Origin of the sequence: Mycobacterium simiae, assembly GCF_008370645.1 — a bacterium.
Lineage (GTDB): Bacteria > Actinomycetota > Actinomycetes > Mycobacteriales > Mycobacteriaceae > Mycobacterium > Mycobacterium simiae_A.
Genome location: NZ_VTZN01000014.1, coordinates 1 through 14336, shown reverse-complemented (window position 1 = coordinate 14336; position 14336 = coordinate 1). Strand labels below are relative to the sequence as shown.

Here is a 14336-nt window from a genome sequence, read left to right as displayed (position 1 = left end):
TCAGGCCTGCGTTACGCCGTCGCGCACCGCGCGTCCAGCAACGGTGACCCAGCCCTCTGGGCTCCACCTGGTTGTCAGCACCGATCCCCTGCCCTGGGTGATGGTCAGGTCGCGGCTGAGATAGTCAGTGATGCGCATGGCCGCCGAACCGGTTGCTTCGTCTTCGTGCACCCCTAAATGTGATGCAAATACTCGGGCCCTGACGGCGCCGGTGGACTCGTCGGTCCAAGTCCATAGGAAGTGTGCGGTGTCGTCGGAAAAGTCAGCCGGGTCCGAGGCCGCGAGGGCATCGTGCGAGTCGACGTAGTGGATGGCGAATTCGGGTGCCCATTCTGCCCGTGCGCTGATCGCAATGAGGTCGTCCTGATAGCTCACCTGGACCAGGCCGGCGGGCACGTGCAGCGTGTTGATCGGGGTTCCCCGCTCGCGTAGCCACCACGCCACTCCGACAGTCGGGTGTCCAGCGAACGGAATCTCGGTGCGGGGGGTGTAGATGGTGGCGTGCGCGGTGTGCGAGCCGGCGGCGGGAAGTTCGACGAATATGGTTTCGCTGTAGGCCAATAGGGTCGCGAGCTGTTGCCGGTCGCGAGTAGCAACGCGGCTAGCGTCAACCACGCCCAGTGGATTCCCGAAATTGCCTTTTGAGTCGGTGAAAACCCGCAAGACCGTCACCTCGATGCTCATGGCCCGACTGTACGACGCTGTGTGACGTCATGAGGGCCCGGCTGATCAGGTGGCGCTGCGTTCGTCGGAACCCATTGCGCTGAGCACGGCGACGCGGGTATCGACCGGGCCCGAAACGGTTCGCTCGCCGCCTCCGCTCCGGAGCAATTCACGAAGCGCGGCCTGATCGTATTCAGGTGGTTCGGTGGAATCGATGAAGCGCTGCACCAGGTCGAGAAACCGGGCGGGGTCGTCATGGAATGGGAAATGCCCTGAGCCCGCGAAGATCTCCAACCGGGAGCCGGGCATCGCGGCGTGCGCCATCCGGGCGTGTCGGACGGGGACGACCGAGTCTCGGCTGCCCCAGATGATGAGCACCGGGATCGCCTGAGTCAAATAACATCGGTCCAGCATCGTGACGATCTGCCCTCGCCAATCCACCACGGCCCGCAAAGTGCGAGTAAATGCAGACGAAGCCGTCGGCTCCGGCAGATCGTCAAGTATGCGCAACACATTGGGCAGGTCCTGCCCAATGGCGGTGGAGCCTATCGCCAGGCCCAGCAACCGCCCGGCCAGCTGAACAGCCGGCAATACCAGGGGCAACCGCAACAGCGCCAACGCCTCGGCGCCCATCGGCAGCGATGCCAATCGGAAGACGACGTTGACATCCTTGGTGACACCACCTGCGCCGACCAATATCAGCCGGTCCACCAGATGCGGAAACTGGTAGGCGAATTGCATCGCCACCCCGCCGCCCAGTGAATGACCGATGATGGTGACCCGCTCAATGTCCAGCACGCTGAGCAGGTCCCGCATGCCATTGGCGTAGGCAGCAACCGAGTAGTCGGCCCGCGGCTTATCGGACTTTCCGTGGCCCAGCAAGTCGGGAGCGATGACGGTGAAGCGCTGGGCGAGCTGAGCGTGGATGCACGTCCAGGTGGTGGAGTTGTCCCCGATACCGTGGATCAGCAGAATTGCCGGACCGGACCCGGCGATCCGGAAGGCCCGCTTATAGCCATGGATGGTGCGGAACTGAAGCGAAGGCGCGGTCACCTCCCGCACTGGGCGAAGATTGCGCTTCCGCTCGGTCATTCTCGCCCACCTCGTTGTCGGCCGATTATGGCGCTTAGGGATGTCAAGCCTGGTCGTCGTCGTCGAACTTCTTTTCTGCCTGTTGAGCCAGGAATCGCTCGAACTCTGCGCCTAACTCGTCGCCGCTCGGCAGATCCTCGTCGCGCGCTAGTAACGATCTGTTCTCCTGAGCGTCGATGAAGGCATCGTACTGGCGCTCGAGAGCGGCCACCACTTGGGCGACTTCTGCGCTGGCCTGAACTTGTTCGTCGATCTTGGCCCTAATCTCGGCCGCCGATTCCGCCAATGCCGCCAGGGGTAGCTCCAGTGCTCCGGTTTTGGCCACCTGCTCCAGCAGCGCGTGTGCAGCTGCTGGGTAGTCGGTCTGCGTCAGGTAGTGAGGGACGTGCACGGTGAATCCGACGACCTCATGACCATGCTGGGCCATTCGGTACTCCAGAAGATTGGAAGCGCTTGCCGGGACCTGAATTTCGGAGATCCACGGCTGGAAGTCGGCAATCAGTACGGCATTGTTGGAGTGCGCGGTCATCGTGATCGGCCGGGTGTGGGGGACGGCCATGGGAACGGTGCCCAAACCGATGGTCTGCCGCACCCCCAGGCGCTCGGCCAGCAGGCGTACAGCGGTGATGAAACGCTCCCACTTGAGGTCGGGCTCCATACCGGCAAGCAACAGAAACGGGGTACCGACGCTGTCGCGCAGTGTGTAGAGGCTGAGTTCTGGATCGTCGTAGTTGGTGAAGTGATCAGTTTTGAAGGTCATCAGCGGCCGTCGCGAGCGATAATCCAGCAATTCGTCAATCGCAAACGACGCGACCAGCTCGGCGTCCAGGGCCGCCTTGAGGTGGACGGCGGCCAGCCGGATCGCGTGACCTGCATCGGAAAAGCCCTCCAAAGCGTGCACCAACACTGGTCCACGGCCATCGGACGTCGACAATTGCGGCGCCGGGAACTCAAGCTCGTACATGCCCTGTTGCCCCGGCTGGTAGTCCTGGGCCTCGCCCGGGTCATGATCGTGCGCCATGGGTGTTGCCTCCTCTCCGAGGGTCTAACCAGGGTGCCCTCACTAGTGTCTCGCACATCGACGGGCCCCCACGATCTCACAGCGAACTCGTTTGTTCGCACATCTGCATAACGCCACACCGTCGGGCCGTATTCACCGGCGAGCCCCGCGACCCGACGGCTCGATCAGCGGCGAAACTGGTTGAGCGCCCGAACCTTGTTCATCACGTCGAGCGCGGCCACTTTGTAGGCTTCGGAAAATGTCGGGTAGTTGAAGACCGCGTCGACCAGGTACTCGACGGTGCCTCCGCATCCCATGACGGCCTGTCCGATGTGCACCATCTCGGTGGCACTGGTGCCGAAAATGTGCGCACCGAGCAACGTGAGATCTTCGGTGGACACCAGCAGTTTGAGCATGCCGTATGAGTCACCGGCGATTTGGCCGCGGGCCAGCTCACGGTAGCGTGCCACGCCCACTTCGTACGGGATGGAGTCCTTGGTCAGTTCCACTTCGGTGGCGCCGACGTAGGAGATCTCGGGGATGGAGTAGATGCCGATCGGCTGCAGATCGGTGATGCCGTCGGTCGGTTCTCCGAATGCGTGGTAGGCGGCAAGTCGGCCCTGTTCCATCGACGTCGCCGCCAGCGCCGGGAAGCCGATGACGTCGCCGACCGCGTAGATGTGGTCGACCTTGGTCTTGAACTTCTCGTCGACCCAGATGCGGCCGCGGCTTTCGACCTGCAGACCGGCGTTGTCTAGGTCTAGGTGGTCGGTCTGGCCTTGGCGTCCCGCGGAGTACATCACCGTCTCGGCGGGAATTTGCTTGCCGCTGGCCAACGTAGTCACTGTGCCTGCCGAGCCGACGTCGACGGCGGTGACCTCTTCGCCAAACCGGAATGTCACCGCCAGGTCGCGTAGGTGGAATTTCAGTGCCTCAATGACCTCGGGGTCACAGAAGTCCAGCATGTTTTCCCGCTTCTCGACGACGGTGACCTTGGTGCCCAGCGCCGCGAACATCGAGGCATACTCGATGCCGATCACGCCGGCACCTACCACGACCATCGAGGCCGGTAGTGACTTGAGGTCAAGTATCCCGTCAGAGTCGAGGACCTTTTCTTCGTCGAACTCGACGCCGGACGGCCGGGCCGGCCTGGTACCTGTGGCGATGACGATGTAATCGCCACTGACTGTGGTCATTTCTCGGCGGCCCGGGTCTTCGATGACGATGGTGTGCGGATCGGTGAACCGACCGTGCCCGACCAGCAGGTCGACCCGGTTGCGCATTAGCTGGTTGCGCACCACGTCGACTTCTCTGCCGATCACATGCTGGGTCCTTGCCAGCAGGTCGGCGGGGGTGATCCGATCCTTGACACGGTAGCTCGCGCCGTACAGTTCGCGCTGGTTCATGCCGGTGAGGTAAAGCACCGCTTCGCGCAACGTCTTGGACGGGATGGTGCCCGTGTTCACGCAGACGCCGCCCAGCATTCGGCCGCGTTCGATAATCGCTACGGACTTGCCTAATTTGGCCGAGGCGATGGCGGCCTTCTGGCCGCCGGGCCCAGACCCGAGAACCACCATGTCGTACTCGCGCATGGACCCCATGAGATAGACAGTAGAACGCACAGTGGCGACTTCGTCCACAGTTGGGCTACTCTGCCGCCGGATGTGCGCACCGGCTGACAGTGGCGATCGTCAGCGTTGGTGCTTATGACGAAGCATCGACCTGATTATGAACTGAATCGCCCTGGTGCGTTGATCGCCGCGCTACCGGCCATCCTCGGCTTCGTGCCGGAGAAATCGTTGGTCCTGATTTCGATAGCCGATGGCGAACTTGGGTCGGTGCTGCGCGCCGATCTCTCAGAGGATCTTGCCGACCGGGTTGAGCAGCTCGCAGACGTGGCCGCCGCAGCAGCTCCCGAGGCTGCGATCGCGGTGATCGTCGACGCGGGCGGAGCGCAGTGTCCAGGCTGCAATGAAGAGTACCGAAAGCTGTGCGATGCGGTGACCGCGGCACTGTCGCAGCGCGACATCGCACTTTGGGCAGCGCACATCGTGGACCAGATCGCTATAGACGGGCGCTGGCATTGTGTCGACGGCTGCGGATCAGGCGGTGCTATCGACGACCCGGCCGCGTCACCGCTTGCAGTGGCGGCGGTGTTAGCGGGTCGGCGACTTTATTCGCAGCGTGCCGAGCTGCAGGCCATCGTCGCAGTCGACGACTCGGCAGGCACGGGCGAGCTGATCGCCGCGGTACAGCGAGCGGCCGCCGAGCGGGAGACCGAACATCGCAATGATCCTGTGGCTCGCAGCCGCTGCGACGTGGAGAACGCGATGGCCGCCGCCGCGCGGGTGGCTGACGGGCAACCGCTGTCCGAAGCGGAGTTGGGGCAGCTGGGCTGCGCGCTGACCGACGTGCAGGTGCGTGACACGTTGTATGCCCTTGCGGTCGGCGAGAACGCCGGCGAGGCAGAGTCGTTATGGGCGGTGCTGGCCCGCACGCTCCCAGCGCCGTGGCGGGTGGAGGCGCTGGTATTGCTGGCCTTCAGCGCCTACGCTCGCGGCGACGGCCCCCTGGCCGGGGTATCACTGGAGGCCGCGCTGCGCTGCGCGCCTGGCCACCGCATGGCAGGAATGCTGGACACAGCGCTGCAGTCCGGCCTTCGGCCCGAACACATCCGTGAACTCGCGACCACCGGCTACCGACTGGCCGAACAACTCGGCGTACGGCTACCACCACGACGTGCACCTGGGCCATTTGGTCGGCGCGCGGGGTAGTCAGACTTTCTCAACCTTAACCGCGTGCGCCATCGCATGCGGCAGCGTGACATTTTCATGCCCGGCGATGAGGATAGTCACGCCGCCGCCGGGGTTGATTTCGACGGTCACCCGTGCGTTGGGCACCACACCGGCATCTTTCAGGCGCGTGATCAGGTCGATGTCACCCTGAACATGCTCGGTGAGCTGGCGGACTACGACCGCTACCGGCGAGCCTGCCGGCAGTTCCGTCAACCGCACTAGGTTCACGTCGCCAGCGCCGGATTCCTGCCCCACGCCGAGGTCCAGCAAACCCGGAATGGGATTGCCGAACGGGGAGGTGGTCGGATGGTTGAGCACCTTGACCAACCGGCGCTCCACGTCCTCGCTCATCACGTGCTCCCACCGGCATGCCTCAGCGTGGACTTCTTCCCACGGCAAGCCGATGACATCCACCAGCAGGCGTTCCGCAAGGCGGTGCTTGCGCATCACGGCGACCGCCATCGCTCGGCCCTTGTCGGTGAGTTCCAGGTGGCGGTCACCGGCTACGCGGAGCAACCCGTCGCGCTCCATCCGCGACACCGTCTGGCTGACCGTCGGGCCGCTCTGCTCGAGTCGCTCGGCGATCCGGGCGCGCAACGGCGTGACGCCTTCTTCCTCGAGGTCGTAGATCGTCCGCAGGTACATCTCGGTGGTATCAACCAAGTCGTTCATTCGCCCATCCTCCGTCGCCGCCGAGTCTACTTGGCCAGCTGCGGCCGTGGCTGGCCTGAAACGCCCCACGGCAGCAGTATGCCCGCCGCTGACCGCGGCGGGCACACCGTCTGGTACCTAGCTTCTCAAACCAGTTTCTGGTCGGCTCCTCAACTGGCGTACGACCGCAGCCGGTCAGCGCGCTCGCCGTGGCGCAACTTGCCCATCACGTCCCGCTCGATCTGGCGTACCCGCTCGCGGGACAAGCCGAACAGCTTGCCAATCTGATCGAGGGTGCGCGGCTGGCCGTCGTCCAGACCGAAGCGCAGCCGGATCACCTGATGCTCTCGTTCGTCGAGAGTGGCCAGCACACTGCGAATGTCGGTGTGCAACAGTTCGGCAATGACCGCGTTCTCCGCGGACATGGCTTCGGCGTCCTCGATGAAATCACCCAAAGGAGCTTCCTCTTCGGAGCCGACCGGCATATCCAGGCTCACCGGGTCACGGCTGTGCTCAAGCAGATCGTTGATCTTGTCGACCGGAATGCCGGATTCGGCGGCCAGTTCCTCATCGGTGGCTTCGCGGCCCAGATTTTGGTGCATCTCCCGCTTGATCCGCGCCAACTTGTTGACCTGCTCAACCAGATGCACAGGCAGCCGAATGGTGCGGCTCTGGTCGGCCATCCCGCGGGTGATGGCCTGACGTATCCACCACGTGGCATATGTGGAGAACTTGAATCCCTTTGTGTAGTCAAACTTCTCCATCGCACGGATCAGGCCTAGATTGCCTTCCTGGATAAGGTCCAGCAGCGGCATGCCTCGTCCTGTGTAGCGCTTGGCCAGCGACACCACCAGCCGAAGGTTGGCTTCGAGGAGGTGACGGCGTGCTGCCTCACCATCGCGCAACACGGCGGCCAGTTCGCGTTTCCTGTTCTCGCCCAACCGCTTCCGAGTTTCCAGCAGATGCTCCGCATAGAGCCCGGCTTCGATGCGCTTAGCCAGTTCGACTTCGTCAGCGGCGTTGAGCAGCGCAGTCTTACCGATGCCGTTCAGATATACGCGCACCAAATCAGCCGCGGGGCTTTGAGCATCCAAATCGCTGTCAGCCCGGCTTGTGGTGGCCCTTGTGGTGGCTTCGGCCATTGCGCCCTCCCGATTGGGTTGTGTTGTCATGGGGTTTAACGACAGGCCCAGGCTCAGAGTTCCCACCGGACCGTCACCTCACACCCCATGACGTGCACAGATGTGCCGTTGACCTGAGAATGTCCTAAGAAGAGCCCGGCGGGCCGGCGAACCGGAGTCCGGGCTTAGACCCAGCCGTCGAAGTCTCGCGAGTCCGATTGCGGCGCAGCGTCTCGTCGAGCCTCGAGCGACGGCCGCTCAGCAGTCGGGAACAGCGGGGTGTGTCGTCGGGCGTCGTCGAAGCGTCGCGGCTCATCGGCGCTGCGTGGTGGTCTGTCGTTGGCGATGAGCACCGCCATCCATGGCAGCGGAATCGAGACAGCCACAATCATGAGCGAGATCAAGCCGTTATGCCAGGCGCCGTAGGCGATCGCGGCCAGGATCAGCGCCGGAATGCGGAATGCCATCAGTGTCAAATACTTGCGCACCCGCGCCCGATGTTGCTCTTCATAAGACGGTGCGGCCGCGGTGATCAGTACCGGGCGGCTCTGATCATCGAAGTCGTCGAAACTTGGCTCGGAGCCGCGCTTCATCCTTCTACTGTCCCACATCCGATCGTGTCCCACATCCAACCGATTCCGGCAGGGCCGCGTCAGGAGGCACAATGTCTGTATGCAGACGCAGACGATCGAACGCACCGATGCCGAGGAACGCGTCGACGACGGGACCGGTAGCGATACTCCGAAGTACTTCCATTACGTCAAGAAGGACAAGATCGCCGAGAGCGCGGTTATGGGTAGCCACGTGGTGGCGTTGTGCGGCGAGGTCTTTCCCGTCACCCGGGCTGCTAAACCGGGTTCGCCGGTGTGCCCGGACTGCAAGCAGATCTACGATCGGCTGAAGCAGGGCTAATCAGGACGGTGGCTCGACCGCCGCGGGATCGGGCTGCGACTGCGGCGTTGACGCTGTATCCGTCGTTGCGCTCATCGCAGCGGCGCGCGCTTTCAGCCAGTTGCGCAGCCGGTGCGCATGCGTGGCGGGTGCCGGCCATTCCTCCTGGATGGCGGCGTTGAGTTCGGCGCCGATCATGATCGCGAAGCCGCCAAAGAAGGCAAACAACAGGAAGGCGATCGGCGTGGACAGCGCGCCGTAGGTGTAGCCAGTGCTAGTGATCCACGTCAGGTAGAACCGCAGGCCCAGGGTTGCCACCAGGAATACCGCCGTCGCCAGCATGGCACCATAGACCAGTCGGTGCGTAGGCAGCGGTACGGGCAGCGCGACGCGGTAGAGGATGATCACTCCGATGGTCACGCCCACGATCAGTGCCGGGTAATAGCCGTAGTGCAAGACGTTAGACAAGTTGTCCGGGATATGTTCGCTGACCTTGCGGGGGCCGATCACCGCTACCGGCGCGGTGGCCACCACGAACACCAGCATCACGACATACAGGAAGAGCGCGAAGAATCGCTGCCGCACCGGATGGCGCAACGGGGTCTGGTCGTGCGCCTCCACCACGGCGTCCACGTAGGACGAAATGGCCGACGAGCCCGCCCACAGCGAAATCAAGAAACCCAGTGACACTACCTCGCCGCGCGCATTGGCGGTGATGTCGCGGATGGTCGGTTCGATGATCTCGTTGACCACGCTGATAGAGAAAAAGCTACGGGCGGTGGAAATGATGCGCGTCTCGATCGCCGGCAATGTGTCCGGTCCGAACAGCGGAGCTACGTAAACCAAGCTGCCCAGCATGCCCAAGAGCAGCGGCGGTAGGGACAGGGCAGACCAAAAACCTGCTTGCGCGGACTCGGAGAAGATCGAATCGTCCCAGCTCTTGGACAGCGTGCGACGGCTGATTCGCCAGATGTGGTGCCGGGACGGCTTAGCGGGTTGGTCGCTCATCGTGTCCAGCATTGCCGAAGACCGGTCACCCGTCGCGCATTGGCCCCTGCTTCAGGTGTCGAGTCTGCCCCGAAGCTAGTTTCCGCTGACCTGCAGCACGGCCGATAACTCAATCAGTTTTGCCTCGTGCTTGTTGGCGTGATGCTGGCAGAAGAGGAGTTCGGCTCCGGAGGGTAGCTTCGCACGGACGCGGGCTGCTGCGCTGCAGCGGTCGCAGCGGTCAGCTCTGGTCAGTTCGGGACCGGTCAACGTTGCGTTCATGGCTGCTCCATATCTACGTGAGTTCACTGTCTCAGACGTTCCCCGTTTTCGCCTTGTTCCCCAGTTGGTATCAGGTGTGTCGTTTCTCACCCAATTCGGCCCGCAGCTCGGGCAAGCTAGCTAGCATGTCGCCCACTTCAGCCAAGCTGGTGCATATGTGCGGGATCCAAGAATGGTCACGTGCCCGGCACCGCGGCAGCATCCTTGCCGAACCAGGTGTCAGCTTCATCCACCTCTCCACGCCGGAGCAGGTGCAGCTACCGGCCAATCGGCTGTTCCGCGGCCGCCGTGACATGGTTTTGCTGCACATCGACCCCGCGGCACTTGACTCGCCGCTGCGCTGGGAGCCCGGCGTTGCGACCGACCCAGCGTCGATGCTGTTTCCTCATCTGTACGGCCCGCTGCCAATTCGTGCCATCGTCAGGGTCACCGCCTACCAGCCGGCTCTTGACGGCAGTTTCTCGCCGGCCTCAGGAGCCCCTCAGCGGTCTAGGTAGGCGTCTGCCTCGATCTCCACCATCAGCGCGCGGTCTATTAGCGCCGAAACCTCGACCATCGTAGCGGCCGGACGGATATTGCCGAAAACCTGCTCATGCACCTCGCCCACCTCACGCCAGCGTGAAATATCGGTCACGTAAATCCGGGTGCGTACCACCTCGGCGAGGGTCGCGCCCGCCTGTTCGAGCGCTATTTCGATGCGGCGCAAGGCGTCTCTGGTCTGGGCGGCGATGTCACCGGCCGGTCCGGCCCCAGTTGTTCCGGCCACTGCGATGTGCTGGCCGACGCGCACCGCACGCGAGTAGCCGACCGTCGCCTCGAAGTCCGATTCCGACGAGATGAGCCTGCGCGTTGTTGTCATGCGGGTGACAGTACGGTGGTCGCCGCATCGATGTCTGTGGCGCATCGGTGTTCAGTCGGGGCAGCTGAATGTGTTGTGCTGCGGGAACAACCCTGTGGCTGTTCGGCTAAGTGGGCGTAGGGCCCGGAGGCCGTGCGGGCGAGGCTGGCTCAGCTAACCGGGGTAACCAGGCTTGATGGGAAAATTCGGGTTGAGGCGCATGAGCGCGCGGCTCCACGCCATGTCGTAGGGCAGAAAGGCCAGATAGAGCGCAACGAGCATGCCAGCGACATGGCTAAGCCTGAAGACCGCCCAAGTCGTCCCAGCTACCAATGCGGCATAGGGGAAAAGGTAGCTGTAGGCCCAATCGATGCGTCGGCAGCGAAACAGCAGGTAGTTCCAGAAGCTGTCGGTAAGCAGGACCGCCACGACAAGCGCAAACGCTGGTCGGCCCGACGCACCTGAGCGCAACGCGGTCGCGGCAGCGGTGGTCATGATCACGTAGAAGACGCCTCCGATGACCATCCAGCCCCAGGACGGCAGCGCCCATTTTGGCTGCTGGAGCGAGGCGAGGAGCAGAAAAGGCCTGGGCCCCGATAACCAGGCCTCGAGCACTGCGCAAATCGCGGCAACGACGATAGCGGTTACCCATGCCACGGCGACAAAGCTTATCGCGCGGCCTGAATTCGTACCTCGCTGCCGTAACTGCGTCTGTCGCTCAGTCCAGGTAGTCCCGCAAGACCTGAGAACGGCTGGGGTGACGCAACTTTGACATGGTCTTCGATTCGATCTGCCGGATCCGTTCGCGGGTCACGCCGTACACCTGGCCGATTTCGTCAAGGGTACGCGGCTGGCCGTCGGTGAGGCCGAAGCGCAGCCGCACGACGCCTGCCTCGCGCTCGGAGAGCGTGTCCAGCACCGACTGCAGCTGGTCTTGCAGCAGCGTGAACGACACTGCGTCTACGGCGACCACCGCTTCGCTGTCCTCGATGAAGTCACCCAGCTGGCTATCGCCCTCGTCGCCGATGGTTTGGTCCAGCGAGATGGGTTCGCGGGCGTACTGCTGGATTTCCAGTACCTTCTCCGGCGTGATGTCCATCTCCTTGGCCAGCTCCTCGGGCGTGGGCTCGCGGCCCAGGTCCTGCAGCAGCTCGCGCTGAATCCGGCCCAACTTGTTGATCACCTCGACCATGTGCACCGGAATGCGGATGGTGCGAGCCTGGTCGGCCATGGCGCGGGTGATGGCCTGGCGAATCCACCACGTGGCGTAGGTGGAAAACTTATAGCCCTTCGTGTAGTCGAACTTCTCGACCGCGCGGATCAGGCCCAAGTTGCCTTCTTGTATCAAATCCAGGAACGCCATCCCGCGCCCGGTGTAGCGCTTGGCCAGCGACACCACTAGCCGCAAGTTGGCTTCCAGCAAGTGGTTTTTCGCGCGATCGCCGTCGCGGCAAATCCACATCATGTCGCGGCGCTGGGCGGCGGGCAGCTTCTCGCCGCGCTCTGTCAGCTCAGCCATGAGCTGCGTGGCGTACAGACCGGCCTCGATGCGCTTGGCCAGCTCGACCTCTTCTTCGGCGTTGAGCAGCGCCACTTTGCCGATCTGCTTGAGATAGGCGCGAACCGAGTCCGCGGACGCGGTGAGCTCGGCGTCTTTGCGCGCCTGTCGTAATGCCTCCGACTCGTCCTCGTCCCACACGAAGTCGCCGGAGGCCTTGTCCTTTTCGGTGGGCTCGGCGATCTCTTCATCCTCATCGGCGGCAGTCCCGGGCGCGGCGACCGAGGGAGACGCGATGTCCTCGCTTTCCTCGGCGTCAGCCGGATCGAGGTCGGCGTCATCATCGACGACTTCCACTACGTCTTCCAGATCGTCTAGACCGAGGTCGAGGTCCTCGCTCGGGTCGACGTCGAGCTCTGGTTCATCGTCGAGGTTTGCGGCAGCATCCAGCGCAATTTCCGGATCCGCGATGGCCCCTTCCGGGCTATCGACGGCTACCTTGGCTTGGCTGCCGGATACCTTCGGGGCTTTGACCGAGGCCCGGCTCTTCTTCGGGCTGACGCTGGCTACGGCGTCCTCGGAGCCCCCGACTGGGGTTGCCCGGCCTGCCTCCTTCGTAGCCCGCTTTGCAGGCGCAGCTCCGTTGGCTGACTTTGCCGCCGTGCGCTTAGCGCCGGCTTTGGCCGGGGACTTGGTGGCGGTGCGTTTCACCGGCTCTCCGGTCGCCGAGCTGGCCTTGGTCGCTGCCACATAAACCCCTTCGGTGGTACTCACTTCCGGTATGAGTTCTGGGCGTGCTGAACCGAAAGTGTCTGCTATGTCGAATGTCGGCGCTGATATCGGCGTAGATACTCGCGTGCTATCGGTTGGGCTGTCGCCGATGACCATTGTAACTTCACTGCGCACGTGTACTGCCCGTGCCGCAAAATTTAGTGGGTGACATCCTCGGTGGATGCCATCGCCGCGCCGACTATACCGGCGGCGTTCTGCAAGGTTGCCGGCACTACACGGGTGCGGTTCGCTAAGAGGTGCACCCACTTGTCGGCTTTGCGGCTGATGCCGCCGCCGGCGATGAACAGGTCAGGCCACAACGCGTTTTCAATCGCGACGAGGACCCTGGTCACCTCCTTGGCCCACCTCTCGTAACTCCAGTCCTTTCTCTCTTTGACCGACGAGGCTGCCCGGTGCTCGGCCTCCTTGCCTCCAACCTCGAGGTGCCCGAACTCGGTGTTGGGGATCAGCCTGCCGTTATGGATGACCGCCGAGCCGATCCCGGTGCCGAAGGTAAGCAGGATGACCAGACCGGAGTTGTCCTTGCCGGCTCCGTAGCGTTCTTCGGCAAGCCCGGCCGCATCTGCGTCGTTGAGAACCGTCACTTCTTGCCCATTCAGTTCGGCACCGATGACGTCGCGAGCGTTGGTTCCGATCCATGACTTGTCCACGTTGGCGGCTGTCTGAACAATGCCGCGAGTGACAACACCGGGATAGGTCACTCCGAGCGGGCCGGTCCAGCCGAATTCGTTCACCACCTTGGCGATGGTCTTCGCGACCGCCGACGGAGTGGCCGGTTGCGGGGTCAGCAGCTTGATCCGGTCCCCGATGAGCTGGCCGCTATCCAGGTCGACGATGCCACCTTTGATGCCGGTGCCGCCGACATCAATGCCGAAGCCGCGACGTTGCTGGGTGGCACCGGCTGTTTCGGATGCGGGGTCAGTCATCGAATCTCCTCGGCGAGGCGTGACGGGGGTGTGTGCGATCACCTTAGCCCGCAGCGCGTCGCGGAGCGTGAATTTGAACCGCCTGGCGGCGATATCGCCTGAGCTGGCTGAGGGGCAGAGCATCCAACCCGGTTGGCGACGCTACGCGTTAGTCGGCACTTGTGATGCGATAGGGCAGTGACACCAACTGATAGCGAGCCCGCGCGGCTGCGCTCGGTAGCTGAAACCCTCGCCACTGAGGCTGCCGAGTTCGTGCGCGGTCGGCGTGCAGAGATATTCGGTGTCCATCCAGCCGGCGCTGGTAGCGGGAGCGCGGTGCGCGCCAAGACCACGCCGACCGACCCGGTCACGGTCGTCGACACCGATACCGAGCGCCTGTTGCGCACGCGTTTGGCCCAGCTCCGGCCTGGGGACCCGATCCTGGGGGAGGAGGGCGGTGGGCCCAGCGCCTCGACGGCCACGGCTGCTGGCGCCGTTACCTGGGTGCTTGACCCTATCGACGGGACCGTGAATTTCGTTTACAGCATACCGGCGTACGCGGTGTCGGTCGGCGCTCAGGTCGGCGGTGTATCGGTGGCCGGTGCGGTCGCGGATGTCGTCGGCGGCAAAGTCTATTCGGCTGCGGTTGGCCGCGGTGCGCACGTGACCGACGCGCAGGGCAGCCGCGAGTTGCGCTGCACCGGCGTCGACGAGTTGTCGATGTCATTGTTGGGCACCGGCTTTGGCTATTCAACGCGACGCCGCGCAGCCCAGGCGGCAGTGCTGGCCGGGATGCTGCCGATGGTCCGCGATGTGCGCCG

At 63.6% G+C, this 14336-nt stretch carries 17 protein-coding genes; 4 read left to right on the top strand and 13 right to left on the bottom strand.

The window, feature by feature from the left end:
• The 4 genes from F0Q45_RS04170 to sthA all read right to left on the bottom strand — a co-directional run bounded on the left by F0Q45_RS04170 (nucleotide 1) and on the right by sthA (nucleotide 4347).
• Nucleotides 1-684, bottom strand: coding sequence for a PhzF family phenazine biosynthesis protein (locus tag F0Q45_RS04170; protein ID WP_149652728.1), 684 nt, complete (start codon nucleotides 682-684; stop codon nucleotides 1-3).
• A 45-nt stretch (nucleotides 685-729) separates the two neighbouring features.
• A complete protein-coding gene (locus F0Q45_RS04165; protein ID WP_149652727.1) occupies nucleotides 730-1755 on the bottom strand; it encodes an alpha/beta fold hydrolase in 1026 nt (341 codons plus the stop codon).
• Nucleotides 1756-1798: 43 nt separating this feature from the next.
• Complete coding sequence (locus tag F0Q45_RS04160; protein ID WP_149652726.1) at nucleotides 1799-2776, bottom strand: PAC2 family protein; 978 nt, start codon at nucleotides 2774-2776, stop codon at nucleotides 1799-1801.
• Nucleotides 2777-2940: 164 nt separating this feature from the next.
• Nucleotides 2941-4347, bottom strand: coding sequence for a Si-specific NAD(P)(+) transhydrogenase (gene sthA / locus F0Q45_RS04155; protein WP_149652757.1), 1407 nt, complete (start codon nucleotides 4345-4347; stop codon nucleotides 2941-2943).
• 114 nt (nucleotides 4348-4461) lie between these two features.
• Between sthA and F0Q45_RS04150 the strand changes: the two genes are divergently transcribed.
• Nucleotides 4462-5529, top strand: a complete 1068-nt coding sequence (locus tag F0Q45_RS04150) for a DUF4192 domain-containing protein (RefSeq protein ID WP_149652725.1) — start codon at nucleotides 4462-4464, stop codon at nucleotides 5527-5529.
• On the opposite strand, the gene F0Q45_RS04145 is transcribed toward F0Q45_RS04150, so the two are convergent.
• The 3 genes from F0Q45_RS04145 to F0Q45_RS04135 form a co-directional block, all read right to left on the bottom strand.
• A complete protein-coding gene (locus tag F0Q45_RS04145) occupies nucleotides 5530-6222 on the bottom strand; it encodes a metal-dependent transcriptional regulator (protein ID WP_149652724.1) in 693 nt (230 codons plus the stop codon). It abuts the gene before it with no gap.
• A gap of 149 nt (nucleotides 6223-6371) precedes the next feature.
• Complete coding sequence (gene sigB, locus F0Q45_RS04140; protein ID WP_149652756.1) at nucleotides 6372-7343, bottom strand: sigma-70 family RNA polymerase sigma factor SigB; 972 nt, start codon at nucleotides 7341-7343, stop codon at nucleotides 6372-6374.
• Nucleotides 7344-7507: 164 nt separating this feature from the next.
• Nucleotides 7508-7933: a DUF3099 domain-containing protein gene (locus tag F0Q45_RS04135; protein WP_149652723.1), complete on the bottom strand. Its 426-nt coding sequence runs from the start codon at nucleotides 7931-7933 to the stop codon at nucleotides 7508-7510.
• A 61-nt stretch (nucleotides 7934-7994) separates the two neighbouring features.
• On the opposite strand from F0Q45_RS04135, the gene F0Q45_RS04130 reads away from it, so the two are divergent.
• Complete coding sequence (locus F0Q45_RS04130; protein WP_149652722.1) at nucleotides 7995-8234, top strand: DUF3039 domain-containing protein; 240 nt, start codon at nucleotides 7995-7997, stop codon at nucleotides 8232-8234.
• Here the strand turns inward: F0Q45_RS04130 and F0Q45_RS04125 are convergent, their stop codons facing one another.
• Entirely contained in the window at nucleotides 8235-9221 is a 987-nt protein-coding gene (locus F0Q45_RS04125; protein ID WP_149652721.1) for a YihY/virulence factor BrkB family protein, read from the bottom strand. It abuts the gene before it with no gap.
• Nucleotides 9222-9296: 75 nt separating this feature from the next.
• Nucleotides 9297-9482, bottom strand: a complete 186-nt coding sequence (locus F0Q45_RS04120; RefSeq protein WP_149652720.1) for a DUF7455 domain-containing protein — start codon at nucleotides 9480-9482, stop codon at nucleotides 9297-9299.
• Between the two features lie 125 nt (nucleotides 9483-9607).
• Here F0Q45_RS04120 and F0Q45_RS04115 point away from each other — a divergent pair, with 125 nt between their 5' ends.
• The gene (locus F0Q45_RS04115; RefSeq protein WP_149652719.1) at nucleotides 9608-9979 is read left to right on the top strand and encodes a DUF952 domain-containing protein; all 372 of its coding nucleotides are present in this window, start codon (nucleotides 9608-9610) and stop codon (nucleotides 9977-9979) included.
• On the opposite strand, the gene F0Q45_RS04110 is transcribed toward F0Q45_RS04115, so the two are convergent.
• The 4 genes from F0Q45_RS04110 to ppgK form a co-directional block, all read right to left on the bottom strand.
• Nucleotides 9964-10341, bottom strand: a complete 378-nt coding sequence (locus F0Q45_RS04110; protein ID WP_149652718.1) for a RidA family protein — start codon at nucleotides 10339-10341, stop codon at nucleotides 9964-9966. The two genes, F0Q45_RS04115 and F0Q45_RS04110, sit on opposite strands and share 16 nt — an antisense overlap.
• A gap of 153 nt (nucleotides 10342-10494) precedes the next feature.
• Entirely contained in the window at nucleotides 10495-10977 is a 483-nt protein-coding gene (locus tag F0Q45_RS04105; protein ID WP_188112781.1) for a tryptophan-rich sensory protein, read from the bottom strand.
• Between the two features lie 61 nt (nucleotides 10978-11038).
• Complete coding sequence (locus F0Q45_RS04100) at nucleotides 11039-12568, bottom strand: RNA polymerase sigma factor (protein WP_149652755.1); 1530 nt, start codon at nucleotides 12566-12568, stop codon at nucleotides 11039-11041.
• A 179-nt stretch (nucleotides 12569-12747) separates the two neighbouring features.
• Entirely contained in the window at nucleotides 12748-13536 is a 789-nt protein-coding gene (ppgK, locus tag F0Q45_RS04095; protein ID WP_149652716.1) for a polyphosphate--glucose phosphotransferase, read from the bottom strand.
• 177 nt (nucleotides 13537-13713) lie between these two features.
• Here ppgK and F0Q45_RS04090 point away from each other — a divergent pair.
• A partial coding sequence (locus tag F0Q45_RS04090; protein WP_149652715.1) for an inositol monophosphatase family protein occupies nucleotides 13714-14336 on the top strand: 623 nt, incomplete at its 3' end.